At 74.3% G+C, this 26,489-nt stretch carries 23 protein-coding genes; 7 read left to right on the forward strand and 16 right to left on the reverse strand.

Annotation, left to right across the window (positions count from 1 at the left end):
- Positions 1-5: 5 nt before the first annotated feature.
- From ACN27D_RS08385 to rocD, 4 genes are all read left to right on the forward strand, one after another.
- Positions 6-1,463, forward strand: a complete 1,458-nt coding sequence (locus tag ACN27D_RS08385; RefSeq protein ID WP_421498862.1) for an RICIN domain-containing protein — start codon at positions 6-8, stop codon at positions 1,461-1,463.
- Between the two features lie 135 nt (positions 1,464-1,598).
- A complete protein-coding gene (locus ACN27D_RS08390) occupies positions 1,599-2,489 on the forward strand; it encodes a thrombospondin (RefSeq protein WP_358176286.1) in 891 nt (296 codons plus the stop codon).
- Positions 2,490-2,775: 286 nt separating this feature from the next.
- Positions 2,776-3,591, forward strand: coding sequence for a dimethylargininase (gene ddaH / locus ACN27D_RS08395; protein WP_030271835.1), 816 nt, complete (start codon positions 2,776-2,778; stop codon positions 3,589-3,591).
- A complete protein-coding gene (gene rocD, locus ACN27D_RS08400) occupies positions 3,591-4,805 on the forward strand; it encodes an ornithine--oxo-acid transaminase (protein ID WP_421501122.1) in 1,215 nt (404 codons plus the stop codon). Before ddaH ends, rocD begins: the two co-directional genes overlap by 1 nt.
- A 78-nt stretch (positions 4,806-4,883) precedes the next feature.
- Here rocD and ACN27D_RS08405 read toward each other — a convergent pair whose 3' ends face one another.
- Positions 4,884-6,032, reverse strand: a complete 1,149-nt coding sequence (locus tag ACN27D_RS08405) for an FHA domain-containing protein (RefSeq protein WP_121683827.1) — start codon at positions 6,030-6,032, stop codon at positions 4,884-4,886.
- Positions 6,033-6,152: 120 nt separating this feature from the next.
- Positions 6,153-7,205, reverse strand: a complete 1,053-nt coding sequence (locus tag ACN27D_RS08410; RefSeq protein WP_421498863.1) for a fatty acid desaturase family protein — start codon at positions 7,203-7,205, stop codon at positions 6,153-6,155.
- Positions 7,206-7,491: 286 nt separating this feature from the next.
- On the opposite strand from ACN27D_RS08410, the gene ACN27D_RS08415 reads away from it, so the two are divergent.
- Positions 7,492-8,271, forward strand: coding sequence for an SDR family NAD(P)-dependent oxidoreductase (locus ACN27D_RS08415; protein WP_135241857.1), 780 nt, complete (start codon positions 7,492-7,494; stop codon positions 8,269-8,271).
- A gap of 106 nt (positions 8,272-8,377) precedes the next feature.
- Here the strand turns inward: ACN27D_RS08415 and ACN27D_RS08420 are convergent, their stop codons facing one another.
- The 5 genes from ACN27D_RS08420 to ACN27D_RS08440 all read right to left on the reverse strand — a co-directional run bounded on the left by ACN27D_RS08420 (position 8,378) and on the right by ACN27D_RS08440 (position 14,706).
- Positions 8,378-8,776: an SCO4402 family protein gene (locus ACN27D_RS08420; RefSeq protein ID WP_421498864.1), complete on the reverse strand. Its 399-nt coding sequence runs from the start codon at positions 8,774-8,776 to the stop codon at positions 8,378-8,380.
- Between the two features lie 229 nt (positions 8,777-9,005).
- Complete coding sequence (locus ACN27D_RS08425; RefSeq protein ID WP_421498865.1) at positions 9,006-12,422, reverse strand: SCO7613 C-terminal domain-containing membrane protein; 3,417 nt, start codon at positions 12,420-12,422, stop codon at positions 9,006-9,008.
- 47 nt (positions 12,423-12,469) lie between these two features.
- A complete protein-coding gene (gene cutA / locus ACN27D_RS08430) occupies positions 12,470-12,790 on the reverse strand; it encodes a divalent-cation tolerance protein CutA (protein WP_104114519.1) in 321 nt (106 codons plus the stop codon).
- A gap of 56 nt (positions 12,791-12,846) precedes the next feature.
- Complete coding sequence (locus tag ACN27D_RS08435) at positions 12,847-13,872, reverse strand: 1-acyl-sn-glycerol-3-phosphate acyltransferase (RefSeq protein WP_364802521.1); 1,026 nt, start codon at positions 13,870-13,872, stop codon at positions 12,847-12,849.
- Positions 13,873-14,706, reverse strand: a complete 834-nt coding sequence (locus ACN27D_RS08440; protein WP_091422409.1) for a patatin-like phospholipase family protein — start codon at positions 14,704-14,706, stop codon at positions 13,873-13,875.
- 178 nt (positions 14,707-14,884) lie between these two features.
- On the opposite strand from ACN27D_RS08440, the gene ACN27D_RS08445 reads away from it, so the two are divergent.
- Positions 14,885-16,420 (forward strand): serine/threonine-protein kinase, encoded by a 1,536-nt coding sequence (locus tag ACN27D_RS08445; protein ID WP_421498866.1) that lies wholly within the window; start codon positions 14,885-14,887, stop codon positions 16,418-16,420.
- Positions 16,421-16,424: 4 nt separating this feature from the next.
- Here the strand turns inward: ACN27D_RS08445 and ACN27D_RS08450 are convergent, their stop codons facing one another.
- The 9 genes from ACN27D_RS08450 to ACN27D_RS08490 all read right to left on the reverse strand — a co-directional run bounded on the left by ACN27D_RS08450 (position 16,425) and on the right by ACN27D_RS08490 (position 25,574).
- Entirely contained in the window at positions 16,425-17,534 is a 1,110-nt protein-coding gene (locus ACN27D_RS08450; RefSeq protein ID WP_393158761.1) for a glycosyltransferase family 4 protein, read from the reverse strand.
- Positions 17,535-17,617: 83 nt separating this feature from the next.
- The gene (locus ACN27D_RS08455; RefSeq protein WP_120573303.1) at positions 17,618-18,289 is read right to left on the reverse strand and encodes a BON domain-containing protein; all 672 of its coding nucleotides are present in this window, start codon (positions 18,287-18,289) and stop codon (positions 17,618-17,620) included.
- Between the two features lie 135 nt (positions 18,290-18,424).
- Positions 18,425-19,951, reverse strand: coding sequence for a trypsin-like peptidase domain-containing protein (locus tag ACN27D_RS08460; RefSeq protein ID WP_421498867.1), 1,527 nt, complete (start codon positions 19,949-19,951; stop codon positions 18,425-18,427).
- Positions 19,952-20,013: 62 nt separating this feature from the next.
- Positions 20,014-21,570, reverse strand: a complete 1,557-nt coding sequence (locus ACN27D_RS08465) for a sensor histidine kinase (protein ID WP_252454396.1) — start codon at positions 21,568-21,570, stop codon at positions 20,014-20,016.
- The gene (locus tag ACN27D_RS08470; protein WP_030271847.1) at positions 21,567-22,268 is read right to left on the reverse strand and encodes a response regulator transcription factor; all 702 of its coding nucleotides are present in this window, start codon (positions 22,266-22,268) and stop codon (positions 21,567-21,569) included. Before ACN27D_RS08470 ends, ACN27D_RS08465 begins: the two co-directional genes overlap by 4 nt.
- A 64-nt stretch (positions 22,269-22,332) precedes the next feature.
- A complete protein-coding gene (locus ACN27D_RS08475) occupies positions 22,333-22,953 on the reverse strand; it encodes a PadR family transcriptional regulator (RefSeq protein ID WP_421498868.1) in 621 nt (206 codons plus the stop codon).
- Positions 22,950-23,780: a DUF4097 family beta strand repeat-containing protein gene (locus tag ACN27D_RS08480; RefSeq protein WP_252454400.1), complete on the reverse strand. Its 831-nt coding sequence runs from the start codon at positions 23,778-23,780 to the stop codon at positions 22,950-22,952. Before ACN27D_RS08480 ends, ACN27D_RS08475 begins: the two co-directional genes overlap by 4 nt.
- A gap of 124 nt (positions 23,781-23,904) precedes the next feature.
- Positions 23,905-24,801, reverse strand: coding sequence for a lysophospholipid acyltransferase family protein (locus ACN27D_RS08485; RefSeq protein WP_421498869.1), 897 nt, complete (start codon positions 24,799-24,801; stop codon positions 23,905-23,907).
- On the reverse strand, positions 24,798-25,574 hold the full coding sequence (locus ACN27D_RS08490; RefSeq protein ID WP_421498870.1) for a GNAT family N-acetyltransferase: 777 nt from the start codon (positions 25,572-25,574) through the stop codon (positions 24,798-24,800). Before ACN27D_RS08490 ends, ACN27D_RS08485 begins: the two co-directional genes overlap by 4 nt.
- 174 nt (positions 25,575-25,748) lie before the next feature.
- On the opposite strand from ACN27D_RS08490, the gene ACN27D_RS08495 reads away from it, so the two are divergent.
- The gene (locus tag ACN27D_RS08495) at positions 25,749-26,405 is read left to right on the forward strand and encodes a hypothetical protein (protein WP_358176318.1); all 657 of its coding nucleotides are present in this window, start codon (positions 25,749-25,751) and stop codon (positions 26,403-26,405) included.
- Positions 26,406-26,489 lie beyond the last annotated feature (84 nt).

Genomic DNA, 26,489 nt, shown 5'->3' on the forward strand with positions numbered 1-26,489 from the left:
CCGGCATGCGGTGGACGGCACGGCACGGCGGCACCGGCCGCCTCCTCGCGGCGGGGCTGGCGCTCGCAGTGGCCGTCGCGGCGACGGTAGTGGGACCGGCAGCGGGTGCGCTGGCGGCGCCGGTGACAGTCACCAACGGCACCCAGTTCACCGACACGAGCGGCGCCGTGGTGCACGCCCACGGCGGCGGTGTCCTCAAGGTCGGCGACCACTACTACTGGTTCGGCGAGAACCGCAACCCGGACAACACGTTCCGGGCGGTCTCCGTCTACCGCTCCACGGACCTGCGCACCTGGGAGTTCCGCAACAACGTGCTCACCCAGTCGTCGGCCGCGGAGCTGCGGGTCGCCAACATCGAGCGGCCGAAGGTCGTCTACAACGCGGGCACCGGCCGGTTCGTGATGTGGATGCACAAGGAGAACGGCTCCGACTACAACGAGGCGCGGGCCGCCGTCGCCTCCTCGGCAACCGTGGACGGGAACTACACGTACCACGGCAGCTTCCGGCCGCTCGGGCAGCACATGTCCCGCGACATCACGCTCTACAACGACAACGGCACCGCGTACATGATCTCGGCGGCCGACGACAACTACGACCTGAACATCTACCGGCTCACCTCGGACTACCTCAACGTCGCTGCTGTGGTGGGCAACTTCTGGGACGGCGCGCACCGTGAGGCGCCGGCGATGTTCAAGCGGGGCAGCACCTACTTCCTGCTGACCTCGGGGGCGACGGGCTGGAGCCCGAACCAGGCCCGGTACGCCACCGCGCCGAGCATCTCGGGACCGTGGAGCGGCTGGACCGACGTGGGCAACGGCACCACGTTCAACTCCCAGCCGGCCTTCGTGCTGCCGATCCAGGGCACGTCCGGCACCGGCTACCTCTATCTGGGTGACCGGTGGGCGGGTGCCTGGGGCGGCCCGGCCAACGACTCCCAGTACGTGTGGCTGCCGATCAGCTTCCCGACCGCCACCAGCATGAGCCTGACCTGGTACCCGTCCGTCACAGTCGACACGGCGGCGGGCACCGTCACCGGCAACTCGCCCACGTACCACCGCGTCACGGCCCGGCACAGCGGCCGGGTGCTCGACGTGATCAACGGTTCCACTGCGAACAACGCCGAGGTCAAGCAGTGGAGCTGGAACGGCGGCGGCAACCAGCGGTGGGAGTTCCAGGACGCCGGCGGCGGCTGGTTCCGCCTCGTCAACGCCGCGAGCGGCAAGTGTCTGGACGTCGCGAACGCGTCCACCGCCGACGGCGCCAACATCATCCAGTACACCTGCGGCAGCGGCGCCAATCAGCAGTGGCAGTGGGCCGCGCTCGGCGGCTGGTTCCAGCTGCGGGCCCGGCACAGCGGGAAGTGCCTGGACGTGGTGAACGCCGGCACCGGCGACGGCGCGGACGTCCAGCAGTACACCTGCGGTACGGGCACCAACCAGCAGTGGTCACGCACCGTGTCCTGACCGGCGACGATCTCCGCACGCTCCGATGCCGGTCGTCGGAGCGTGCGGAGCGGGCCGCGGGTGTCGATTTCGGCGCACCTGGGTACTTCCTGCATGTCATGCGCGGCCTCCGCGCCTGGATCAGGAGGTGCCATCGTGAAGATCCTGTCCCGCCGGAACTCCCCGGCGACCGATACCAACGGCGACGGCGTGGTCGACGAGCGCGACCGGACCGCCGAGCAGCCGGCCGACCGGCCGGTGGTCACCGACCGCGACGAGGAGCGGACCACGTACCGCAGCGCCGCCACGGCGACCGACGACGAGCGCGCCCGGGACGCGGCGGCCGACCGGGACGCGCGCGACCCCGGCGCGGCGACCGACGGCCGGACGGCGGCCACGACGACCGGCGGCCGGAACGCGACGGCCGTGGACGAGCCGGACGCGGAGGCGCGGCGAAGGGCTGCGGACCGGGCCGCGGCGGCGCGCGCGGTCACCGGCCGGCGGGCCGACGCCGACACGCGGACCGCTCCGGTGACCGACGCCCGGACCGTCGGCGCGACGCCCGCCGCCGAGCGCACCGTCGACCTGGACCGCGACGGTCGCCCGGACCGCACCGACCTCGACCGCGACGGCCGCACCGACCTCGACCGGGACGGCCGGCCCGACGGTACGGACGCAGACCGCGACGGCCGGGTGGACCAGCCGGAGCCGTACACCACCAAGCGTCCCCGGGCCAGCCTGCTCGCCACGCTCGGCCTGATCGTCTCGGTGGTCGGGGCGCTGTTCGTGCTCTCCGGCACGCTCGCCGGGTACGGCATCGGCGTCGGCGCGGCCGGTGCCGTGCTGGCCGTGCTGGGCCTGATCGCCACCCGCCGCCGGCACGTGGCGGGCAAGACCGACGCGCTGATCGGCATCGCTGTCGGCCTGGCCGCCGTGGTGCTCGGCATCGTGGCGATGACCGGCCAGTTCGACTGGCCGACCACCGACGGCGACTGGGTGGGCCGCTTCCGCGAGTGGCTCGACTCACAGTTTGGCAACTGGTTCTGACGGGCACTGTCCCGATCGCCGGCAGGGCCGGCCAGCCCGATCAGTTCCGGTGGTTCACCGGCCGGGCAACACCTCTTTCGGGGGCGGCGGTTCGCCGCCCCCGAAGTGTGTCCGGGGTCGGCGCAGCGATCACTCGCTGCTGACCGATTCAACGCAACGATTCGCTGCTCAACGCAACTTCCCGCGGTGGATGTCGTCTACCCGGGCCGCATAACGTTGGACCACGGCGCCAGCCCGTGGGCCGACGGTGGCCGGGCGCGCCCGACTCTGGGAGCACGACATGACGATGGACGCCATCCGCCAGCGCTTTCTGATGTGCCGGCCGACGTACTTCGCCGTCGACTACGCGATCAACCCGTGGATGGACCCCACCGCCCCGGTCGACGCCGACCTGGCGATCCGGCAGTGGGAGCAGCTTCGGCGCACGTACCTGGACCTGGGCCACGAGGTCGACCTGATCGAGCCGGTCGCCGGCCTGCCGGACATGGTCTTCGCCGCGAACGGCGGCACCGTGATCGACGGCAAGGCCATGGCGGTGCAGTTCCGCGACCCGCAGCGCGCCGACGAGGCGCCCGCGTACCGGGCCTGGTTCGAGGGCGCCGGCTTCGAGATGTACGACCCGAAGCACGTCAACGAGGGCGAGGGCGACGTCCTGCTGGCCGGTGACCACCTGCTCGCCGGCACCGGGTTCCGCACCGCGCACGCCTCGCACGCGCAGCTCCAGGAGGTCTTCGGCTACCCGGTGATCACCATGCAGCTCGTGGACCCCCGCTTCTACCACCTGGACACCGCGCTGACAGTGCTCGACGAGCGCACCGTGGCGTACCTGCCGGAGGCGTTCTCCCCCGGCAGCCGGGCGGTGCTGCGCCGGTTGTTCCCGGACGCGATCCACGCCACCATGGCCGACGCCGAGGTGCTGGGCCTGAACGCGGTCAGCGACGGCCGGCACGTGGTGCTGCCCGCGCAGGCCACCGACCTGGCCGCGAAGCTGCGCGACCGGGGCTACGAGACCATCGGGATCGACCTGTCCGAGCTGCGCAAGGCCGGCGGCGGACCGAAGTGCTGCACGTTGCGACTCCGTCAGGGAAAGGCGAGCAAGTGATCATCGACGACATGCTGCGGACTCCGTCCGCGGTCCGGGACGCGGAGCGTCACACGGCGCACAACTACCACCCGCTGCCCGTGGTGATCTCGTCGGCCGAGGGCGCCTGGCTGACCGACGTGGACGGCCGCCGCTACCTGGACTGCCTGGCGGGATACTCGGCGCTGAACTTCGGCCACCGGCACCCGAAGCTGATCGAGGCCGCGCACGCGCAGCTCGACCGGCTCACGCTGACCAGCCGCGCGTTCATCCACGACCAGTTCGCCGACTTCTGCCGCGAGCTGGCCGCGCTGTGCGGCAAGGACCTCGTGCTGCCGATGAACACCGGCGCCGAGGCGGTGGAGACCGGCATCAAGGTGGCCCGCAAGTGGGGCTACCAGGTCAAGGGCGTCACGCCGGGCCAGGCCAACATCGTGGTGGCGGAGGGCAACTTCCACGGCCGTACCACCACCATCGTCAGCTTCTCCACCGACGAGGACGCGCGCGCCGACTTCGGGCCGTACACCCCGGGTTTCACAGTGGTGCCCTACGGCGACCTGGACGCGCTGACCGCGGCGATCGACGAGAACACGGTGGCCGTGCTGCTGGAGCCGATCCAGGGTGAGCAGGGCGTCGTGGTGCCGCCGGAGAGCTACCTGCCGGGTGTGCGCCGGGTCTGCACCGAGCGCAACGTGCTGTTCGTCGCCGACGAGATCCAGTCGGGTCTGGGGCGTACCGGCGCGACGTTCGCCTGCGAGCACGAGGGCGTCGAGCCGGACATGTATCTGCTGGGCAAGGCGCTCGGCGGCGGCATCGTGCCGGTGTCGGCGGTGGCGGCGAACCACGACGTGCTGGGTGTGCTCCAGCCGGGCCAGCACGGCTCGACGTTCGGCGGCAACCCGCTGGCCTGCGCGGTCGCGACCGAGGTGGTCCGGCTGCTCGCCACCGGCGAGTTCCAGCGCCGCTCGGCCGAGCTGGGCGAGCGGCTGCACGCCGGGCTGCGCGGCCTGATCGGCAAGGGCCTGGTGGCGGTACGCGGGCGCGGGCTGTGGGCCGGGCTGGACATCGACCCGGAGCTGATGACCGGCCGGCAGGCGTGCGAGCGGCTGATGGAGCGGGGCGTGCTGGCCAAGGACACGCACGGCTCGACCATCCGGCTCGCCCCGCCGCTGGTGATCACCGCCGACGAGATCGACCACGCGGTGGCGCAGCTCGCCGCCGTCCTGGCCGGCTGAGACCGTACGCGACGAGGCTCACTCCGTACGCGAGAAGGCGCCGGGACCGCGACGGTCCCGGCGCCTTCGCACGTGCGGTCAGGGACGCGGCAGCCGCATCGCCATGGTCGGCGCCTCGGCCATCACCGAGTTCGGGGCGTACTTCGCGTCGCTGCTCATGTCGTCGGCGCGGCCCACCTGCACGCCCGGGTACAGCTCGATCAGGTCCCCCTCGGCGAGCACCCGGGACTGCTGCGGCGCCAGCGCGAGCCGCTCCTGTTCGGCCATCGAGCCACCCGGGCGCACGCCGGAGCCGTTGGTGCTGGTGTCGGTGACCACCACCTCGCCCACCCGCAACTCCAGGCGGATGTGGCTGCGGCTGATCCAGCGCCGGGCCTCGTCGTTGAGCCACTGGCCCAGCGTCACCCCGCCCGGTCCGTCCGGCGCCCGGCCGACCGCCACCGGCTCGGTCTCGGTGAGCGCGAACCGCTTGCGGACCAGCCCGCCGATGCGCACGGCGAGCACAGCGGTACGCGGGCGCGGGCCGGCGTCGGAGAGCCGCGCGCCGTGCCGGGGGCAGGTCGGCGCGCCGGTACGCAACGTGGGCGGCGGCTGCTCGGCCGGCACCCGGTCCACGGCGGCCAGGTCGGCGAACGCTCCGCCGCCCCCGCCGCCGCCGAACAGCGCGCAGCCCGGCTCGGGGCAGCGCCACTTCCGGGAGAGCACCTTGACCCCGGCCGGCGATCGGCTGCCGGTGGCCGGGTCCTGGCCGCCGCCGACGTGCGCGATGAAGACCGGCCCGCCGGCGCCGGGCACCGGGGCGAGCACCCGGCCCGCCTGCCCGATCCACGGGTACCGCCCGACGAGCCCGTCCAGCCGCGCCCGGGTGAGCACCGGAAGGCCGAGCAGGTCGGCCACCTCCAGCATCCGGTCACCGGGCTGGTCGAGCACCTCCACCAGGCCGTCGTCGGCCCACCGGCGCACCACCATCCGCTCGTTGGAGGTCAGGTCGGCGTCGGACAGCAGCGCCCGGTGCACGATCGCGTAGACCGGGACGCTGTCCTCGCCGATCTGCCGGGACAGCGCGTCGATCACCATGCCGAGCCGCAGCAGGCTCGCCGGACGGCCGCCGTCCAGGTTCTGCCAGCGGATGACCTCGGCCAGGTCGACCACGGCCCGGGCCAGCGACGGGTCGGTGCAGACCCGACCCTCGATGGCGTCGAGCACCTTGCTGATCTCGAATCTCATGCCGCAGCTCCGCACGATGTCGTCCCGTGACGCGGCCGGGGCCGGTCGGCCCGCCGCGCCGCGCGCCACCACCGTGGCGCGCCCTCCACCATGCGACGACCCTACCGGCAGCCGCCCGGCTTAGGCCGCGCGCAGCGGCCGGCCCACGTCGTGCAGGTGCGCCAGAGCCTGCCGGTACGACTCGAACAGCCCGGTCTCCGCGTACGGGACGCCCTGCTCGGCGCAGTACGCCATGACGAGCGGCCGGGCCCGGCGCAGGTTGGCGCGCGGCATGTTCGGGAACAGGTGGTGCTCGATCTGGTAGTTGAGCCCGCCCAGCGCCAGGTCGACGAACCGGCCGCCGCGGACGTTGCGCGAGGTCAGCACCTGCTTGCGCAGGTAGTCCAGCTCGTCGTCGGCGGTGGGCATCGGCATGCCCTTGTGGTTCGGGGCGAACGAGCAGCCCATGTAGAGCCCCCAGAGCCCCTGGTGCACGGCGACGAACAACAGCGCCTTGGCCGGGGACATGACCGCGAACAGCAGACCGAGGTAGCCGGCGGCGTGCGCGGCGAGCAGCAGCGCCTCCACCGCCCGGTGCCGCATCGGCACCCGCCACCGCCCGTCCGGCTCCCGGCCGACCAGTGCCTGCACGCTCGCCACGTGCAGCGCCAGCCCTTCCAGCAGGAGCAGCGGGAAGAACAGCCACGCCTGGCGCCGGGCCATCCACCGGCTCAGGCCGCGCGTCGCCGTGGCCTGCTCGTACGTCCAGACCAGCGCGCCCGCGCCGACGTCCGGATCCTCGTCGGTGTGGTTCGGGTTGGCGTGGTGCCGGTTGTGCTTGTCCACCCACCAGCCGTAGCTGAGCCCGACCGCCAGGTTGCCGGCGACCAGTCCGGCCGCCTCGCTCGGCCCGCGCCGCCGGAACATCTGCCGGTGCCCGGCGTCGTGGCCGAGGAACGCCACCTGCGTGGTCGCCACCGCCATCACCACCGCCAGCGGCACCTGCCACCAGGAGTCGCCGACGAGCGCCACCACGACCCAGCCGGCCACGAACGCGCCGAGCGTGAGCGCGATCCGCAGCGCGTAGCGGCCGGGCCGCCGCTCGAGCAGTCCCGCCTCGGCGATCCGGCGGGACAGCCGCGCGTAGTCGCTGCCCCGCCGTGCCGCGGGTTCCGTCGACGTGGAAGTAGTCATGTCGCCCCCGATGCCGCGAGCCACGCTCCGTACGCGACTCTCCGTCACCGATTCTGGCGATGATCGTCGCCGTGGGTAATCCCGCAGACCCCCGGCTACGGGGTGGTGCTGTCCCTACCCCTGCGGGCCGGAGCGGCGCAAACGATCTTCGTCACACTGCAGCAAGCCCTCTTGCCGGTGGGCGCACCCCCTCTGACCAGCTAATCTGTACGTAAAGATGAGGGCCATTCATCCGAACGGTCAGCCGTGCCGGACGCACGGACATCGACAGACGGGAGACAGCGCGGTGCGTGGATTGACGGACAAGGTGGTGTTGGTGACGGGCGGCGGCTTCAGCCCGGACCAGGTTGGCTCCGGACTCGGCATGTCCATGTGCGTCGAACTGGCCGCCGAGGGCGCGAAGGTGGTCGTCTCCGACCTCTCCCTGGAGCGCGCCGAGGCGACGGTCACGCGCGTCAGGGAGGCCGGCGGCGACGCGGTGGCGGTGGCGGCCGACGTCACCGACGAGGACTCGGTACGCGCCATGGTGAGCGCCGCCCTCGACGCGTACGGGCGCATCGACGTGCTGGTGAACAACGCCGGCGTGTTCGGCGCGTACGTGCCGCTGCTGGAGATCGAGAACAGCCAGTGGGACCGCGTCATGGAGGTCGACCTGAAGGGCGTCTTCCTCGCCACGAAGGCCACGCTGCCGCACATGCTGGAGCGCGGCAAGGGTGTCGTGATCAACGTGTCGTCGGCGTCCGGCGTGGTCGCCAGCGAGGTCGGCGCGGAGTACACCACCGCCAAGCACGGCGTCATCGGGCTCACCAAGCAGATCGCCTACGACTACGGCCACCAGGGCATCCGCGCGGTCGGCATCGGTCCCGGCGTGATCAAGACCGCCGCCTTCGAGGGCGCGGAGATCACCAGCGACTTCCCGTTCTACGACCTGACCATGCAGGCGCCCGCCGGCCGGTACGGCGAGCCGCACGAGATCGCCCGGGCGGTCTGCTTCCTCGCCAGCGACGACGCGTCCTTCATCCACGGCCACACCATCCCGGTCGACGGTGGTTCGCCGATCAGGTGAGGCGCATCGGTGCCATCCGAGCCCGGTTCCCGGTCGCGGAAGCCGGGTGGCGTCTCGTTCAGACGCCACCCGGCCCGCGAGCCACCGCGAACTCTCCTGCTACGCGCTATCCGTCGAAGCTGGACAACGCCCTGTTCGCGGCCTCCACGACCGCCGGCCAGCCAGGTGCCCGCAGATAGGCCTCGTCAGGAAGCTCGGTGCCACACTCGTCGAAGAGCGAATCGAGCGCCTGGGCCAATCCCCGCAGTGCGTCAGCTTCCTCCTGAGATCTGAGGTATATGCCGATCGCTGCGTCCGGATCCTCCAGAACCTGCGTGTCGTCGTAAAGGATGTGGATGCGATGGGTGAACTCGTCGTATCCGCCGGGCGGCAGTTCCCTTCGAACCCATGCCGACCACTGATAAGCCGGGTCTGCCAGGGCTTTGACGGCCCGAACCATCTCGTTCCTCAAGTCGGGGAACCGGACCTCACTCATGGCCTGCTCCAGGAAGACCAGCCTCGCCACTCGCTGAGAGGGTTATGGGCGTTCGTCGGATCTTGATCAATGGCACCCAACGCCCTTCTCTGTTCGCCCTGCCGGCACCCACGCCGGCCCCGCTACGCGTTGAGCTCTCGGGACCGTTTTCCTTGCCCCCTTCGCGGCGTCGATGCAGCGGAGCAATAATTGCCGCTGATCAATTTTGGCGCAACGAAGCCCTCTCACCACAGTGGGTGAGAGGGCTTCGCCGCCCCGCTCAGCCGAGCCGGGCGACGGCCTCGCGCAGCCGGACCACGTCGCGCCGGCGCCGCTCGTAGGTGGCGGCCAGCCCGATCAGCAGCAGCCCGCCGAGGCCCAGGAAGATCCAGCGCGGCAGCAGGTCCCAGCCCCGGGCCAGCTCGTGCAGCGCCAGCGGCACCAGCGTGGCCGCACCCAGCACCACCGGCGCCTGCCAGCGCCGGGCCGCCCCGGCGAACACCACTGCCACTGCCGCCGCGCCGAGCGCCAGCCGCCGCCACGGCTGCGGCTCACCGAGGACCAGCACCGACACCAGGCTCGGCAGCAACGCCGCGCCGAGCCCGGGGCCGAGCGCCAGCCAGCTGGTCAGCCCGGGCCGGTGCCGCAGCGCCAGCACCCCGGCGCCCAGGGCGAGCGCCGCCGCCGGCAGCGTGTACGCCTCCAGCACGACCACCCCGCGCGCGGCGAGCACCAGCCAGCCGCCGACCAGCTCGCTGCCCGCGGCCACCGCCGCCAGCGCGCGACGCCCGGCCGGCGACTCGCCCCGGCGCAGCACCCGGACCGCGACGGCCACGCCCCACAGCACGCAGACCGCCGCCGCGTGCCGCAACGAGCCGCCCGTGAGCAGCAGCGCGAGCAGCGCCACGGCCTGCGCCGACGCCTCCAGCGCCCACGCGCCGGCCCGCCCTGCGCCGGCGCCGTCGGGGCCGCCCGACCGGACCAGCCGCAGCAGTGGCGCCGCGTGCAGCGTCACGGCCGCGACGGCCAGGACCGCGAAGGCTCCGGTACGCAGCGGCTGCCCGGCCGTGAGCGACGCGACGACAGCGAACCCGGTCGCCGCCGTGACGGCGCCCAGCCACCCCACGATCCGGACCACCGCCGGCCGTCCGGCCACCCCGGTCACCGCACCGGCCACCACCAGCACACCGAGCGCGGCGAGCGTCGCGGCGCGGGTGGCGAGCAGGCCGCCGAACCCGGGAACGGCCAGCACCACGCCCAGCGGCACGAGCACCGCCCGGTGCGCACCGGTGAGCGCGGCGGCCAGCAGCGCGGCCAGCCCGATCCCGAACGCCACAGCCGGCACCACCGGCCACGGCGCCCCGGCCGCCTCCGCCAGCACGGGCAGCGCCACCGCGCCGAACGGCGACGCGGCGAGCCACCACGCGACGCGGCGATCCGTCGCGGCGTACGCCCCGGCGGCGGCACCCAGGAGCAGCAGCACCAGCCCGGCGCGGGCGGTCTCGGCGGACGCCGTCGCGGCGGCGGGCACCCCCGCCCCGGGCCGCACCGGCAGGTTCGCGAGCACCAGCAGCGCGGTCCACGCGCCGGCCAGCAGAGCCAGTCCGGCAAGCGCGGCACCCACCGCGCGCGGCGCGACCGCCGGCCGGGAGCCGGCACCGGCGGCGAGCGCCAGCAGCACCCCCACCGCGGCGTACAGCGCCACCGGTTCCCCGCCCGGCGCGACGAGCGGCCCGAGGCCGACCCCGGCGAGCGCCACGGCGAGCCCCGTCGAGGCGTACCCGCTCAGGTCGGTCCACAGGCGACGGACGGCGAGGACGACGACCACCGGCACCACGACGGCGGCGGTCGCACCGCGCAGCTGCCACCAGGCCGGCGCGCCGAGGCCGAGCAGCGCGACCGCCACGCCCGCCGGTACGGCGAGCAGCGCCACCGCGAGCGCGACGCCGCCGACGACCGGCTGCGCGTCCTGTCCGCGCCGGCCCAGCGTGGCGAGCGCCGCGCCGAGCACCACCGTGACGGCGAGCACGGCGACGGCACCGGCCGGGGCGGCGCAGCCGACCAGCAGCGCGTGCCCGAGCAGCACCGCCCCGGCCGACGCGGCGGCCGGCACGACGACCCGTCCCCCGCGCGGCCGGACCACCGCCGCCAGCAGCAGCGCGGTGGCCGCCGCAAGGTCCACAATCAGCACCAGCGGCCACGGCGTCGCCGTCACGGCCGGCACCGCGAGGGCGACCAACCCGGCGGCCGCCACGCCGGCGAGCGGCCGGACGGCCCGGGGCGTCAGCAGCGCGACCGCCCCGGCGGTCAGCAGCAGGGCCACCGGAAGCTGCCAGCCCCAGGACGGCACCGGCACGTCCCGGCCGCCCTGCCAGGCCGGGAAGCCGGCACTCGCGGTGGCCGCGCCGACCACGCCGGTGAGCACGACCGCGACCTGGCCCAGCGCGGCGGCCACCGCGAGCGCGCCCACGAGCGGGCCGGTCCGGACCGGCGCCGGCAGCGCCCGGACCGCACCGGCGAGCACCGCCACCACCAGGCCGGCGGCGAGCAGCAGCAGACCGGGACGCAGCTCGCCGACCGGCCGGACCAACGCGACCGCGAGCACCGGCACCAGCAGCCCGGTGGCAGTCGCGCGCCAGAGGCGGCCACCGGCGGCGAGCGCGCCGGCGACCACTGCCAGCGCCACCACCAGCAGCGGACCGCCGGCCAGCAGTGGGGTGCCCGCCGCGCGGCCGAGCGCCAGCGGCACCAGCGCGCAGCCGGCCGCCAGGACCAGCGCCACGCCGTGCCCGGTCCAGCCCAGCACCCGCCCGGCCACCTGCGCCGCGCGCGTGCCGGAGGTACGGCGGCGCAGCGCGACCACCACCGCGAGGTCGCCGAGCGCCACGGCGGTCAGCACCAGCGCCCAGCCGGCGGCAGTCGGCCGGAACGCCGCAGCGGCCAGCGGCAGCACCGGCTGCGCGAGCAGCCACGCCGCGAACCAGGGCGCGGTGAGGCGGCTGACCAGGGCGTACCCGGCCGCCACCGCCGCACCGACGGCCGTCACCAGCGCCGCGTACCGGCTGCCGGGCAGGCCGGTCACCCCGAACAGGTCCACCGACCAGGCGGCGTACCCGTCCAGGACCACCAGGAGCAGCGCCACCGAGGCGAGCGTCTCGGCGGTGCCGCGCAGCCCGCGCGCCCGGGCGACGAGCGGCGCGACCAGGGCGAGCGCGGTGACGGCCAGCAGGATCAGCGCCCGGCCGGCCACCCCGAACGTGGCCCACGCGACGGCGGTGAACACCACGGCGGCGGTGCCGAGCAGCAGTCCACCGAGGACGAACAGCAGGCCCTGGACCGCGCGGGTGGAGGTCTCCGCACCGCCGGGGCGTACCGCGGGGGTGGGTGGAACCGGAACCGGACGCGGCGGCGTCGGCGCCGGCAGCGGCGCGGGACCGGCGGCGCGCGGCGCGGGGATCTCCTGGCGGATCCGGGCGGCCAGCGCCGCCCGCCGCTGCCGGGCCGTGACCAGCCGGCCGGACAGATCCTGGTACGCGAGCCGGGCCGCCTCGACGCGCGGCGCCAGCTCGGTGATCTCCCGGTCCAGCCGGACCACCTCGGCGGCGGGCGGGTAGGGCGGACGGCCGCAGGTGCGGCATCCGGCGACGAGGTCGGCCGGGGCGCCGCAACCGGGGCAGGGGTAGCCGGTGTTCTCCACCCCGCCAGCTTCGTCAGCGGCGGGGCGGACGGACAGAGTAGGAGTACCTAGGGCCGGGTCTGCTCGTGTACCCAGGTCGTGTACGCGGGGTTGCCGCTGTCCTCCCGGCTGACCAGGATCTCCGGCACCTCGTACGGGTGGTTGGCCCGGAGCTGGTCGACCAGGGCGTCGACCCGGTCCGGTGCGGTCTTGAACCGTACCTGCCACTCGGCGGTGGTCTGGATCGCCGACTGCCACCAGTAGGTGCTGTCCACCGGGCCGCCGACCTGGGCGCAGGCCGCGAGCCGGCCGGCGACGGCCGCGGCCGCCAGCACGTCCGCCACCCCGCGGGCGTCCACCACAGTCGTCACCACGCAGATCTGGTCCACCAGCGCACCCTACGCGGCGGACCTGGCACCGCGCTGAACACGCGCGGCGATTCCGCTCAGGCGTCGTCGGCCGCGCCGTTGCGGTTGGCCGCGATCCAGGTGTCGATGCGGGCCCACCAGTCGAACAGCCAGTCGATGCGTTCCTGCTCGCCGGCCGGGACCTCCTCCGGCGGCACCGACCAGAACCGCATCACGATCCGCTTGTCCATCGGCAGCTCGCGCCACACGTCCGCGACGGTGAGCATCTGGTCCAGGCCGGTGTGCGCCACGAAGATCACCCCGGCGTCCGGCGCGGCGTCGAGCGCGGCGAGCAGCCCGCCCGGCTGCGGGGCGAGCACGTGCTGCATCCGCTCGGCCCGCCGCGCCATCCGTTCCAGGCCGAGCGACCGCAGCCGGTCGATCGCGCGCAGCCGCCGCGACGGGGTGAAGTTGCCGCCCTCCGGGAAGATCACGAAGGCGTCGTCGTCGTCCAGGCCGGTGGCCAGGTGCGCGATCTGCCGCACCACCGACCCCCGCCCGTCCGGCCCGGCCGCGATGAACCGGTTGGGCAACCGGTTGAGCAGCACGTCGATGGCCGGATCCCACTGGAGCGTCTCCTTGAGCACGATCCGGGGTTCCCGCTTGAACCAGTTCACCAGCGCGTGGATCAGGATGAACGAGTCGCCCGGCCCGGCGTGCCGGCAGACCACCAGTTCGGGGCGGCCCGGCAGGGCGGTGTCCGGGTCGGTGCCGACCACGTCGATGCTCAGCCGCAGCGTCCACCGGGCCTGCCAGAACATGATCCGCAGGAACCAGCCGGCCAGCACGTAGTGGGCCCGTTGGAAGGCCGGCGCGCGCTTGTACGCGCCGAAGCCCGAGGCGAGCCAGAGCAGGAACAGGGCGAGCAGCGCGGCGGCGTCCCAGACCAGGTAGACGGTGCCGATCCAGAGCAGCCGCAGCGGGCGCAGCCGTCCCGGCACCAGCGGGGACGCGGCGAGCGCCAGCAGCGCCCAGCCGGGCAGCGTGGTCACCACGAAGACGGCCAGCAGCACCACTCCAGGAGCGAGCACCAGCCGGCGTAGCCAGCGGGGTGGCAGCGGCATTCAGCGCTCCAGCGCGGTGTCCAGGTATCGGCGGGAGGCAGTGTACGCCCGGCTGATCCGCCGTCCCACCGCCGCCGTGTCCCGGTACGCCCACGGGCTGTCGTCGCGCGGCTCCAGCCCGCCGGTGGGCAGCACGTGCACCTCGACGTCCTCGGGCAGTGCCGCCATCTCCCGCGCGAACCGGTGCCGGCGGGCGATCTCGAACGCCACCTGGGCGATCTCCCAGGGGCGGCGCGGCGGGCTCAGCTCGCGTTCGATCCGGCCCACCTGGAGTACGAAGATCTGCTTCGCGCCGAGCAGGACCGCCTCGCCGACCGGGATCGAGTTGACCACCCCGCCGTCGATGTAGTGCTGGCCGTCGATCTGGGTCGGGGGCAGCAGGCCGGGCACCGAGGCGGACGCGAGCACCGCCGGCACCAGCGGTCCGGTGTGGAACCAGTGCTCGGCCGCACGCTCGATGTTCGCGGCGCAGCAGCGGAACGGCACGGCCAGGTCGGCGAAGGTGGTCTCCTCGCCCAGCGTGCTCTCCAGCAGGCGGTACAGCGGGCGGGGCGAGTGCAGGTGGGTACGGGCGGCGAACCGGCGCAGCTGCCGGGCGACCGAGTCGCCGTACACCTCGCTTGCCTCGGGTGACGCCCAGAGCCGGACCAGCCGGTCGGTGACCGCCTCGGTCGGGTCGGCGGCGACCAGGGCGCCGTTGACCGCGCCGATCGACGTGCCCAGCACCAGGTCGGGTTTGATCCGCGCGCGGAACAGAGCACGCAGCATCCCCACCTCGACCGCGCCGAGCACTCCCCCGCCGCCGAGCACGAACGCCACCGGACCCGCTGCCATGCGTTCATCCTGGCACGCGGCCCACAACCGGCCGGGCGGGCCGTCCCCGCTGGTCCCGGCCGTCACCGCGAGCCATCGCCGACGCGCACCGCGCAATCGGCTCCGTGGGGACTGTTGACAGGTAAGACACATTCACGCAACCTGATAGCGCTCCCGAGCCCAGGCAGGTGCGAGCTAGATGGCGACACTCCAAGCCGGCCGTCTGCTGGCCCGGCGGTACCGGCTCATCGACCGGATCGGCGCCGGTGGCATGTCGGTGATCTGGCGTGCCCGCGACGAGGTGCTCGACCGGGTGGTGGCGGTGAAGGTGCTCGCCCCCTCGCTCGCCGCCGACGCGCGGTTCCGCGACATGGTGCGCGAGGAGGCCCGCTCGGCCGCCCAGCTCGACCATCCGCACGTCACAGCCGTGCACGACTACGGCGAGACGGTGGCCCCGGACGGCTCGATCACCTCGTTCGTGGTGATGGAGCTGCTCAGCGGCGAGGAGCTGGAACACCTGCTGACCCAGGGGCCGCTGCCCTGGCCGGCGGCGGTGGAGACCGGCGCACAGGTGGCCGAGGCGCTGGCCGCGGCACACCGGCTCGGCATCGTGCACCGCGACGTGACCCCGGCCAATGTGATGATGACCGCCACCGGCGCGAAGGTGCTCGACTTCGGCATCGCCACCCGGATCGGCACGCCGGACGACGACGAGGACGGCGGCACGTTCGGCACCCCGGCGTACGTGGCCCCGGAACGGCTCGACGGCGCGCCCGCCCAGCCCGCCACCGACGTGTACTCGCTCGGCGTGCTGCTGTTCGAGACGCTGACCGGGCAGCCGCCGTACCCGGCGGAGACCTGGGAGCAACTGAGCGCGGCGCTGGCGGACAGCCCGGAGCCCACACTGGACGACGTACCGGGACTGCCCGGCCCGGTCGCGGAGATCTGCCTGCGCTGCCTGGCCCGCGACCCGCGTCGCCGGCCCACCGCGCGCCGGGTCGCCGCCGTGCTGCGCGACCAGATGCTGCCCGCGGACCCGCAGGCGGCCACCATGCTGGCGCCGACCATGACGCTGCCCGCGCTGACCTCCCCGCCGCCGGCCGGCCCGGCCGCGCCGCCGGCCCCGGACCAGGTTCCCGCCACGCCGCCGGTCCCGGAATCGGGGCAGGTTCCCGCCGCGCCGCCGGTTCCGGAGCCGGGACAGGTCCCCGACGCGCCGCCGGTCCCGGCTGCCGCGCCGGGCCGGCGCCGGACCCTCACGCTGGCGGCCGTCGGCGTCGCAGTGGTCGCCGCGGCGGTGCTGCTGGCATCCGCTCTGACACCGGACCGGCCCGCCGACCCCCGGGTGCTGCCGACCGCCGGGCCGGTACAGCCGTCGACGACCGAACCGCCGGTGACCGAGGCGCCGGCCACCACGCCGCCGCCCGCGCCGACTACTCCGCCGTCGACGGGCGGCGCCCGCCCGCCGGCCGCCGGTCAGGCCGACGCCGCCGAACGGGTGGACGGGCTGATCGAGGCCGGGCTGACCGAGGGCCAGATCCGCGAGGACGTCGGGGTGGACCTGCGGAACCTGCTGCGCAACGCGGTCGCCGCGAACGGCGGGACCGAGGTGACCGCCGCCGTGGACCGGCTCCGCAGCAAGATCGACGAGCGTCGCCGCGAGGGCAGCATCAGCCCCGGGTACGCGCGGCGACTCGACGCCGCAGCGGCGGAACTCGTGGCCGGGCAGACCTGACGGGTCAGCCGACGGCCGGCGCGACCGTCCGGGGTGCCCGTGCGGGCTCCCGCGCGGCCAGGAAGCCCCGGTAGACCGCCTCGTAGTCGGCGGCCATCCGCTCCACCGAGAAGTTCTCCGCCACGTGCGCCACGCAGTCCGCCGGGTCCAGGTCCGCCGCCGCCCGCAACGCCGCCGGCAGCTCGCCCGGGTCGTCGCAGACGAAACCGGTGACCCCGTCACGGACCAGCTCCGGCACCGCGCCCCGGCCCAGCGCCACCACGGGCGTACCGGTCGCCATCGCCTCCACCATCACCATGCCGAACGGCTCCGCCCACTGGATCGGCATGATCAGGCAGCGGGCGTCCAGCAGCATCCGCAGCGCGGTCGCCCGGTCGGCGTTCACCACGGGCGTCACATCGTCGCCGAGCAGCGGCCGGACCACCTGCTCCAGGTAGCGGCGCTCGGCCGGCTCGTTGCACTTGCCCGCGAGCGTGAGCGGCAGCCCGGCCGCCCGGCAGGCCGCGATCGCCACGTCCGGGCCCTTGTCCGGACTGAACCGGGCCAACCAGAGCACCGGGCCCGCGCCCGGGCTGCGCTTGCGCGGGATGTCCCGCAGCGGCATCGCGTTGTGCACGGTGCCGGCCCAGGGCAGCCCCGGGTTCGCCCGGCGCTGGGTGTGCGAGATCGCGACCAGCCCCACCCCGTTGTCGGTGTTGCCGAGCACCGTGCCGTACTCGCCGACCGGGTTGCCGTGCACGGTGGCCACGGTGGGCACCCGGCGACGGCCGGCCACCATCGGGCCGATCGTGGTGTGGTCGTGGATCAGGTCGAAGCCGGCCGGGTCGACCAGGCGGTCCACATGGGCCAGGTGCGCCAGTTCGGGCAGCGACTCGCCCATCCGCTCGTACTGGAGGTCGTCGCAGGTGGAGACGAAGTCGGCGGCGGTTCCGTGCTCGGTGCCGGCGCCGAACAGCGTGACGCGGTGCCCCCGGTCGACGAGCGCGTCGACGAGACCCGCCACCACCGTCTCCAGCCCGCCGTAGCCGGGCGGCGGCACGGACAGCCACGGCGGCACCACCATGGCGATCCGCAAGGGACCGGCCCACGCGCGCTCCGAGGACTGCTGGTTCACGGCCACGAGTCCTCCCCGTCGGTCCCCGGCGTACCCCCGCTGGGCGCGGGTTCCCGACCCGGCCCGCGGTAAACGACAGCCGGTCAACCGGCCACCACGATCCCGACGTGCACCTCCCGTACGCCGGGCAGCGCCCAGGCGGCCCGTTCCGCGTCCTCCCGCTGCCACCAGGCGCTCACCACGCCGTCGAGCACCACCGTGTCGCCGTCGACCCGGGCGTCGATCCGCTCGGTTCCGGTGCGCCGCAGCAGCAGGCTGCGCAGGTCGAGCCGCTTCTGCTCGTCGCTCGGCGGGGTCGGTGGACGCACCTCGACCAGGTTCGTCACGCCGCGTACGCCGCGCAGCCGGCGCAGCTCCCGTTCGGCGGTACGGCGCTGGAAGCCGAACTCGACCTCGCCGCGCAGCATCACCCAGCCGTCGGCCACCGTCACGTCCAGCCGCTCGGCGGGCACGAAGCTGTCCCACTCCAGCGCCCGGCTCGCCGCGATCGCGATGTCGGCGTCGGTACGCAGGTCCGTGGCGGGCAGGTCGACCGCCAGGTCACTGGCGACCGCCCGTACGCCGCGTACCCGGTGCGCGCAGCGCTCGACGGCCCACCGCCGGGCGTAGCTGTCCACCTGCCCGGTGAGCGTGACGACGCCCCGCGACACGGTCACGCCGACCTCGGTGGCCCGGGTCTGCGCGTCCCAGTCCAGTTCAGCGAGGACGTCGCGCTGGATCTCCTGGTCGGTACGCACGGCGGACGTGGTGGTCATGCCCCGACCCTGCCGCCGGTACGGGTGAGGCGTGCTCACCCGTACCGGGTGAGAAACGAGGAGGGGCGGCGGGTGACGGAGCCAACCCCCTTGGCTCCGTCACCCGCCGCCCGGGAGGGAGGCAGGTCTTCGGGACTATGACGTCTCGGCGAGCGTCACGGTTGCGTTCTCGGTGGATCCGTTCCGCTTGTACTGCACCTCGACCCGGTCACCGACCTTGCCGGCCTGCACGGCGCCGACCAGGTCGTTCGAGTCGTTGATCACCTTGTCGCCGAACTTGGTGATCACGTCGCCGCGCTGGAGGCCGGCCTTCTCGGCGGGGCTGCCGGGCGTGACGGCGGCGACCAGCGCCCCGCCGTCCTCGGCGCCGTTCACGCTCACCCCGAGCGAGGGGTGGCTGATCTTCTCGCCGCGCTGGAGCTTCTCGGCCACGTCCTTGGCCTTGTTGCTCGGGATGGCGAAGCCGACGCCGATGTTTCCGGTGCTGCCCTGCCCGGCGGTGGCGATGGCGGTGTTGATGCCGATCACCTCGCCCCGGGTGTTGACGAGCGCGCCGCCGGAGTTGCCCGGGTTGATCGGGGCGTCGGTCTGGAGCAGGCCGGAGATCGAGCTGGCGCCCTGCTGCGGGTTCTGCTGGCCGCCCTCCCCCGCCTGGATGGTGCGGTCGCGGGCGCTGAGGATGCCGGCGGTGACCGAGCCCTGGAGGCCGAGCGGGCTGCCCAGGGCGAGCACCTGGTCACCGACCTGCATGGCGTCGCTGTCGCCGAACTTGGCCGCCTTCAGGTCGCTCACGCCGCTGGCCTGGACCACCGCGAGGTCGGTCTTCGGGTCGGTGCCGACGATCTTCGCGGAGGCGCTCTTGCCGTCGGCGAAGACCACCCGCACGGTGTCGCCACCGGCGCCGGCGACGACGTGGTTGTTGGTGAGCACGAACCCGTCGGCGCTGAGGATCACCCCGGAGCCCTCACCGCTGTTCGTCATGATCGTGACGATGCTGTCCTGGACGGAGGCCGCGATCTTGGGCAGGTCGGCGCTGTTGATCACCGGGGCGGCGGAGTAGGTGCGGGTGGGTCCGCCCTCGTCGAGCGCGAGGGCGAGCGCGCCGCCGGCCGCGCCGGAGCCGAGCATCAGGACCAGTGCCAGCGCGCCCGCGCCGACGAACTTCCCGGCCCGGCTGGGGCGGGCCGGCTGCTGCGGGCCCCACTGCGGCATCGGCTGGCCGGGCTGGTACGACTGGTAGCCCTGCTGCGTCTGGTACGGCTGCGCCTGGTACGAGGGCACCGGCCCACCGTGCTGCGTGGCCGGGTAGCCGGTGGCGGCCTGCTGGTTCCAGCCGCCCTGCTGGTGCTGCTGCTGCCCGTACCAGGGGTGGGGCTGCTGCGGCTGCCCCGAGGCCGGGTACGGCGGCGCGGACGGCGTCGCCGGCTGCGGCGGGTACGGCCCGGCGGGCGCGTTGTTCCCGGCGCTCTCCGCCGGGTTCGTGTGCCCGGCGGGCGTGCTGGTTCCGGCGGCCGGGGAGTCGGCCGGAACCGACGCCGCGGCCGGGGTGGTGGAGGAGTCCGACGTCCCGCTCTCGACGCGGGGCAGCTCGGCGGTGTGGTGCGACGGCTCGGCGTCGGCGGGGGCCGGCGACCGCTGCGGATCGGTCTCGTGCTCGGTCATGCCACCAGCTTTCCCCGTTGCACTGTCACCAGCCTGGAATCAGCCTGGAAGTTTTCTGAATGTCACTCGCCCGGCTCGGGCGCCTCGGGCAGCAGCGGCAGCTTCACCCGGAACGTCGCCCCGCCACCGGGCGTCTCCGCCACCTCGACGGTTCCGTGGTGCGCGGCGACGAGCGCGGCCACGATGGCCAGGCCGAGGCCGGTGCTGATCGGTCCGCCGGCCCGGCGGGTCCGCGCGGCGTCCACCCGGTAGAACCGCTCGAAGACCCGCTCGGCCTGCTCCGGGGTGAGCCCGGGACCGGTGTCCGCCACCTCCACCACGGCGAGGTTGCCCGCCTCCGACCGCAGCCGCAGCGTCACCGAGGCGTCCGGCGGGGTGTGGGTGAGCGCGTTCGTCATCAGGTTGCCGATCACCTGGCGCAGCCGCGCGTCGTCGCCGAGCACCACCAGCGGGCCGGCGCCCGGCTCCCGCTCCAGCTCGATCCGCCGGTCCGGGTCGACCACCCGGGCCGCCTCCACCGCGTCGGACGCCAGCACCGGCAGCTCGACCGGGCTCAACGCGATCGGCCGTTCCCGGTCCATCCGGGCCAGCAGCAGCAGGTCCTCCACCAGCAGACCCATTCGGGACGCCTCGTCCTCGATGCGGCGCAGCAGGTCGGCGGTCTGCTCCGGCGCCCGGGCCGCGCCCTGCCGGTACAGCTCGGCGAAGCCCCGGATGGTGGTCAGTGGCGTGCGCAGCTCGTGCGAGGCGTCGGCGATGAACTGCCGCATCCGCTCCTCGGACCGGCGGGCCCGCGCCTCCGACGCCTGTGCGTACGCGGCGGCGTCCCGCGCGCCCATCTCGGCGCTGCGCGCCGCCGCCTCGGAGGCGGCCCGCGCGGTGAACGCGGCCTCGATCTGCGCCAGCATGGCGTTCAGTGCCCGGGACAGGCGGCCCAGCTCGGAGGTCGGGCACGACCGCCCCTCCTCCGGGTCGGGCACGCGCCGGGTCAGGTCGCCACCGGCGATGGCCGCCGCCGTCCGCTCTATCTCCACCAGCGGCTTCAGGCTGGTACGGACGATGCCGGCGCCGACGGACGCCAGCGAGATCAGCACCGCGCCCCCGACCAGGAGGTCTATCCACACCAGCCGCCCGACCGCGGAGTCGACGCCGGTGAGGTGCTGCCCGAACGCGATGATCCGCCCGTCGGGCAGGTCTGCGTAGAGCATCCGCCACCGGCTCCGGCCGTCCTCGGAGCGCACGGTGAACGGGTCACCCACCCGCTCCCGGTATCCGGCGTAGTCGGCTGGGAACCGCGGCAGTTCCTCGTCGCGCAGGCCCTCGTAGCGGTACGGCCCCTCCGGTAGCGACCTCGGCGCAATCAGGGACGCCACGTAGTCCGACGGAATGGTGATCTTGATCTGGTCGCCTTGGGGCTTGTCGAGCGTGTTGGCCACCGTGTACGCGCCGCCGCGAAGCTGGTCGTCCGCCTGCCCGATCAGGTAGTTGCGCAGCAGGAACGCCGTCAGGCCGCTGATCACGACGAGCGCCACGGCCACGAGCGCGAGGACGGCGGCGACGAGCTTCAGCCGGAGCGGGACGCTGCGCAGCCTGCCCTTCGCGTCGTCGACGACGTTCACGCCGCCGGCTTGCGGAGCACGTAACCCACTCCCCTGAGCGTGTGGATCAGCCGGGGCTGGGTGTTGTCGACCTTGCGCCGCAGGTAGGAGATGTAGGACTCGACGATGTTGTCGTCACCGCGGAAGTCGTAGTTCCAGACGTGGTCGAGGATCTGCGCCTTGCTGAGCACCCGGTTGGCGTTGAGCATCAGGTACCGCAGCAGCTTGAACTCGGTCGGCGACAGCTGCACCCGCTGGCCGGCCCGGTGCACCTCGTGCGTCTCCTCGTCCAGCTCCAGGTCGGCGAAGGTGAGGCGGGACGGCGCCTGCTCGCCGGTCGCGGTACGCCGCAGCACGGCCCGGATCCGCGCGGTCAGCTCCTCCAGGCTGAACGGCTTGGTGACGTAGTCGTCGCCGCCCAGGGTCAGCCCGCGGATCTTGTCGTCGGTGGCGTCGCGCGCGGTCAGGAAGACCACCGGGGTACGGGTGCCGCCCTCGCGCAGCATCCGGATGACCTCGAAGCCGTCCAGGTCGGGCAGCATCACGTCGAGCACCACCAGATCGGGCCGGTGGTCCTTGGCGGCGTTCAGGGCGGCGCTGCCGCTGGTCGCGGTGGCCACGTCGAAGCCCGCGAAGCGCAGGCTCGCGGAGAGCAGTTCGAGGATGTTGGGATCGTCCTCGACGACGAGAAGCCGGGCCTCGGTCTGGGTAGCCGCCATGGCACCCATCATCCGCGCTCCGGCTGCGGTCGCGCTGGGTGCCGGCTGGAAACAACCTGTGAGATCAGCGGAGCAGCCGCCGCAGCCCTTCCAGCGCGCCGTCGAGCAGCCGGATCGCGGTACGGAGCTGGTTGTCGCTGAGCCGCCGGGCCCGGACCAGCGCCCCGACCTCGACGGTGAACGCGGCCAGCCGCTGGTCGAAGTCGGCGAGCAGCGGCGAGTCGTCCGGGCGGGGCGATCCCCCGTCGCCCGCCGGCCGGGCGTCGGCGGACGCCGTCCAGCCGCCCTGCCGGGTCTGCCGGGCCACCTCTCGCAGTTCCCGCTTCAGGTCCCGCACCGAGCCGCGTACCTCGGTGCGGATCTCCCCGGCCAGCGCGGAGAGATCCTCGACGGCGGCGCCGATGTCGCTCTCCAGCGTCGACAGCTCGTCGGCGCGCTGCCGCAGTTCGGCGCGGCCCGCCTCGGTGATGTCGTAGACCTTGCGCCCGCCCGCGGCGGTGTGCGTGACGAGCCCTTCCGCCTCCAGCCGTTGCAGCCGCGGGTAGATGGTGCCGGCGCTGGGCGCGTACAGGCCGAGGAAGCGCTCCTCCAGCAGACGGATCAGCTCGTAGCCGTGCTTCGGGCCGTCGTCGAGCAGCTTCAGCAGGTAGAGGCGGAGCCGGCCGTGGCTGAACACGGCGGTCACGGCACGTCCTCCACATGATCGGCGGGCGCGACCGGGCGGGCGAGCAGCGCGATGCTGCCGGAGGTCGCGGAGGCCCAGAGCCTACCCGCACCCCCACCGAGCACGCCGTGGCTGTCCTTGATCGAGCCGAGGCCGCGCCCACCGCTGTCCACCTGCGGAAAGCCGCTGGTGATCTTGCCGGAGGTGGTGTGCAGGTGCACGGTGAGGTCACTGTCCTCGCGGACCCGCACGGTGATGCTGCCGGAGATGGCGCTGAGCCGGATCTCGCTGCCGCGCGGGTTGTCCAGGTCGCAGGTGATCGAGCCGGAGACGGCGTGGGCGCGGACCCGCTCGGGCGCGCTGTCGGCCAGGATCAGCTCACCGGAGACCGTCTCCAGGTCCAGGTCGCCGCCGATGCCGAGCGCCTCGACCGGCCCGGAGATGACCTTGGCGCTGGTGCGCCCCCGCAGCCCGCGCAGTGTGACCTGCCCGGAGGTGACGTCGACCCGGGTCTCCCGGCGCAGCCCGGAGGCGACGAGCGCGCCGCTGACCACCGACAGGGTGGCGAGCACGTCCGGCGGAACGGCTACCGACACCTCGGCCCGGATCCGGTTGCCGAACCAGGAGAAGATGCCGAGCAGGCCGGGCTTGCGCTTGTGCCGGATCGTCAGCCGCCCGTCGCGTACCTCGACGAGGAGCGGACGGCTGCTGATCCGGGTCACGTCGACCCGGGCCGGCCCGTCGGCGCCGACCACGTTCAGCCGGCCGCTGATCAGCTCGGCGTCGAGCCGGGTGATCGGCTCGTCCAGCGTGATTCGCTGCGGGTTGTCGACCGTCCAACTGGCCATGACGCGCTCCCCTCGTCGGCGTGCCGATCCACGGCGCGCCAGGTGTTGCGAGGAGCATAACGCGATACATCGCGACTGAACAAGACACTATCGCGACTGTGTCGCGTCCCTGACGTCCCGCAGGTCAAGCCGCCAGGTCGAGCTGTGTCGCGAGCGGCGGTCGAGGGGACGGATGGATCGCGGCCTCCGCGATCCGGGCCAGCGACCTGCGGTCCGCGCCTTCGCCCGGGTGCAGCGCGGCACTCAGCGTCACCGACACGGTCAGGCCCCGGGCGGCGAGCACCCGGCGTACCGATGCCCAGAGCGTCTCCTCGCCGAGGAAGGCGGGCAGCGTGCTCGGATCGCCCGCGTACCGGTAGCCGATGCGCAACGGCACCACCGGCGCGCCCGCCGCCACGGCGGCCTCGAACATCGCCGGGCGGAAGCCGCCGCTCGGGCGGCAGTCCGTGGCGGCGCCGCACCAGGTCGTACCCTCCGGGAACACCGCCACCGACCGCCCGGATCGCAGTGCGCCGGCCACCTGAGCGACGGTGGCCGGCAGGTCACGCGGCCGGGACCGGTCCACGAAGACGGTGCCCGCCGCGGCGGCCAGGGCGCCCACCAGCGGCCAGCGCCGGACCTCGCGTTTCGCCAGCATCCGGGCCGGCGACACGGCGAGCACCGCCAGGACGTCCAGCCAGGAGACGTGGTTGGCGACCAGCAGCGCGCGCCCGCGCGGCGCCCGCCCGCGGACCAGCAGCCGGACCCCGAGGGTACGCAGCGTCCACAGCGCCCAGCCGCGCAACGCGGCCCGGCCCCGGGTGGCGGGCAGCAGCGGCAGCAGGACCGCCAGACCCGTCCCGGCCACCAGCATGCCGAGTACGCCGAGCAGCCGTCCCGCCCGGCGCAGCCGCGACACGTCCGGGGCGGCGGGCGGCGGCAGGCAGTCCGGCCCGCAGCCCGAGGCGGGCCGCCACAGACCCGCCCCGTCGACACCGGCGCCCAGGCCCGCGCCGACCCCGGGAACGGCGACGGCGGTCACGACCCGGCCTCGCCGAGGAAGTGCCGCAGGTAGCGCGGGTTCATCCGGTCCAGCGAGAACAACACGTAGAAGTCGGCGCAGCCGAAGTCCCTGTCGTACGCGGGCTCGCCGGCCACCCAGGCGCCGAGCCGCAGGTAGCCGCGCAGCAGCGGCGGCACGAGCGCCCGGCGTTGCGCCGGGGTGAGCGCGGCGAGGTCGGCGGCCGGCGCCTCGGCGAACCAGGGCCGGCGCGGGGTGACCCGCAGCAGCGGCGGGGCGAGGTGCCGGGCGGTGACCTCGGCCCACACCTGCGCGGCGGCGGTCCCGCCGTCCGCGACCGGCACCGAGGCGCAGCCACCGAGCCAGCGGACACCGCGCAGGTGCAGGTAGCGGCAGATCCCGGCCCACATGAGGTTGATCACGGCGCCGGTGCGGTGGTCCGGGTGGACGCAGGAGCGGCCCGCCTCGACCAGGTCGTCGCGGAGCGGGGCCAGCGGGCCCAGGTCGAACTCGGCGTCGGCGTAACGGCAGTCGGTGCGGCCGGGCGGCAGCAGCCGGTACGTGCCGACGACCTCGCCGGTGCCCTCGCGCAGCACCACCAGGTGGTCGCAGTACGCGTCGAACTCGTCGGTGTCGAGTCCGGTCGCGGCGGTCGGCACGGTGGCGCCGAGTTCGCCGGCGAACACCTCGTGGCGCAGGCGTTGCGCGGCCGCGACCAGTGCCGGGTCGTCGGCGATCAGCAGGGTGTAACCGCTGGTCGTGAGCGGTGCGCCAGCGGCGTGCAGGACAGCCATGACTCCTGTGTAGGTGCCCCGGGTTGCCACCGGACGGGACGAGGGGTGTCGATCCGGTGAACGACGGCCGGCGGTGGTGTGCGAACCGGGACGGCCGGGGCGGGATCGGCGTGTGCGAGGCTGCCGGGCGGACCGCCCGCGACGGCGCCGGCGGCGGTGGACCCGGAGGTGCACATGCTGGTCGAGGCCCGCTTCCAGGGACCGGACGGCTCCGGCAACGGCGGCTGGAGCGCCGGGATCTTCGCCGCGCTGATCGACGACCGGGGCCCGGTGGAGGTCACGTTGCGCCGGCCGCCGCCGCTGGACACCCCGCTGACCGCAGCCGACGGCGAGGTACACGACCCGGACGGCCGCCTGGTCGCCCAGGTACGCCGGGTCGAGCCGGTCGACGCGGTGGTGCCGCCGGTGGACCCGGCGACGGCGGCCGAGGCCGCGCGGGCGTACCCCGGTCTGGTCGATCACCCGTTCCCCCGCTGCTACGTCTGCGGACCCGCGAACCCGGACGGGCTGCGGATCTTCCCGGGGCGGCTGCCGGACGGGCGGACCGCCGCGCCGTTCCGCGCGCCGGCCGCTGTGGTGCCCGCGACGGTGTGGGCGGCGCTGGACTGCCCGGGCGGCTGGGCGGTGCTGGCGCCCGGCCGGCCGTACGTGCTGGGGCGGATCGCCGCGCAGGTCACGGCGCTGCCACGGCCCGGCGACGAGTGCGTGGTGACCGGCCTCGCCGTCGGCGGCGAGGGACGCAAGGCCGAGGTGCACACCAGCCTGTACGGTTCGGACGGCGCGCTGCTCGGCCGCGCCCGGGCCACCTGGGTGGCGCTGCCGACGGCCTGATCTCCTCCCTGAGGAGGACGGCGCGTACGCGTCCCGCCTGATTGACCCCCTTGCGCCGGGTTGGAAGGCTGTTGCGGGGCGCCC

Source organism: Micromonospora sp. WMMD1274 (assembly GCF_049179035.1).
In the GTDB taxonomy this organism is placed as follows: Bacteria; Actinomycetota; Actinomycetes; order Mycobacteriales; family Micromonosporaceae; genus Micromonospora; species Micromonospora tulbaghiae.

Coding starts and splice junctions, on each gene's coding strand:
- ACN27D_RS08385 (WP_421498862.1), top strand. CDS start 6: ATGCGGTGGACGGCACGGCACGGCGGCACCGGCCGCCTCCTCGCGGCG.
- ddaH (WP_030271835.1), top strand. CDS start 2,776: ATGGACGCCATCCGCCAGCGCTTTCTGATGTGCCGGCCGACGTACTTC.
- ACN27D_RS08405 (WP_121683827.1), bottom strand. CDS start 6,032: ATGAGATTCGAGATCAGCAAGGTGCTCGACGCCATCGAGGGTCGGGTC.
- ACN27D_RS08410 (WP_421498863.1), bottom strand. CDS start 7,205: ATGACTACTTCCACGTCGACGGAACCCGCGGCACGGCGGGGCAGCGAC.
- ACN27D_RS08435 (WP_364802521.1), bottom strand. CDS start 13,872: ATGCCGCTGCCACCCCGCTGGCTACGCCGGCTGGTGCTCGCTCCTGGA.
- ACN27D_RS08440 (WP_091422409.1), bottom strand. CDS start 14,706: ATGGCAGCGGGTCCGGTGGCGTTCGTGCTCGGCGGCGGGGGAGTGCTC.
- ACN27D_RS08445 (WP_421498866.1), top strand. CDS start 14,885: ATGGCGACACTCCAAGCCGGCCGTCTGCTGGCCCGGCGGTACCGGCTC.
- ACN27D_RS08455 (WP_120573303.1), bottom strand. CDS start 18,289: ATGACCACCACGTCCGCCGTGCGTACCGACCAGGAGATCCAGCGCGAC.
- ACN27D_RS08460 (WP_421498867.1), bottom strand. CDS start 19,951: ATGACCGAGCACGAGACCGATCCGCAGCGGTCGCCGGCCCCCGCCGAC.
- ACN27D_RS08470 (WP_030271847.1), bottom strand. CDS start 22,268: ATGGCGGCTACCCAGACCGAGGCCCGGCTTCTCGTCGTCGAGGACGAT.
- ACN27D_RS08480 (WP_252454400.1), bottom strand. CDS start 23,780: ATGGCCAGTTGGACGGTCGACAACCCGCAGCGAATCACGCTGGACGAG.
- ACN27D_RS08490 (WP_421498870.1), bottom strand. CDS start 25,574: ATGGCTGTCCTGCACGCCGCTGGCGCACCGCTCACGACCAGCGGTTAC.
- ACN27D_RS08495 (WP_358176318.1), top strand. CDS start 25,749: ATGCTGGTCGAGGCCCGCTTCCAGGGACCGGACGGCTCCGGCAACGGC.